Raw genomic sequence first — 1,143 nt, 5'->3', positions numbered from 1 at the left:
GAAAACTTGAAAATTAAACAGCAACTTTCAGAAATACAATTCGATAAAAAACGCTTGTTCGAAAACCTTTCATCCTTGACATTTACGACTATTTCTGAAACCACTATTTTGCAACAACCAATACTAATTACCCAAGAAACGGCTGCAAACAATCGCCCGGAATTAAAATATTTTGAATTTCAAAACCAACAAATAGAAGCCTCGAAAACTGTTATTTCCAAAAATAATCTACCCAAAATTAATGCTTTTGGAAATGCAGGCTATGGAAATCCGGGTTTGAATATGATAGACAATTCATTTCAACCTATATTAATGGTGGGATTGAGAGCCAATTGGAATGTCTTTGATTGGAACAAATTGAAGGCGGAAAAAGACGCATTATCAGTTTCGGCCGATATAATAGCTACAGAGAAAGAAACCTTTTTGCTCAACAATTCTTTGCAATTGCAGGAAATGAGTAACGAAATTCAGAATATAATTTTAAATAATTTTCTATCTGCTGAACAAATTGTTAAAGAGTTTGATTCTGTAAAATATAAAATATGTGGTAGCATTAGAGAAGGTATCATTGATAAGCTAAAAATAAAACTAATTGATAAATATGATATTTCTGATAAAGAAAGTAAAATTGGTGATAAAAACTCTAAAATTTGGATTGAATCGAAAGAATACATTGGTAATTCATTGTTGTTTGCAGTAGAACCTTTTAGTGGTAACGGAGGTATTGGAACAGAATTATTTTGTGGAATTATCGATTTACAGAATAAAAACAAAGATCTTTTTGTAAAAATTCCTGAATTTAATCAAAATGGTTGGTGGAGAGATGTTAAATTTTTTCAAGATTTTGAAAATTTCAAAATTGATTTTAGTGATTCCAATTTCATCGGTTTCCTAGGGAAAAATAAAGATAAAAAAGAGGAATTAGTACAGGCCTTATCTCAACAAATTATTGAATATATCGAATCAAGGGAGAAAGTGTTATTTGAGATTTATAAAGAAATAACAGAAAAAAACAAAAAATTTTAAATTTCATTTTTTTAACAAATAAATAAAGTTAAAACAAGGGTTATCGATAATAAAAAAAGTTGGTGAAACCAAAATTGGGTTTTAACGGACAGGGTTTGGCAGACACTCTTCATAAAT

Annotated in this window: 1 protein-coding gene; it reads left to right on the top strand. The window is 29.0% G+C overall.

From position 1 onward, the window contains the following. Positions 1-1,026: TolC family protein (locus EKL98_RS16775; RefSeq protein ID WP_148104463.1), on the top strand; the 1,026-nt coding region annotated here is incomplete at its 5' end. Positions 1,027-1,143: the final 117 nt, after the last annotated feature.

The organism is Flavobacterium bomense (genome assembly GCF_003970355.1).
The sequence above is the reverse complement of the archived record's forward strand: the minus strand, read 5'-3'. Positions and strand labels throughout refer to the sequence as shown.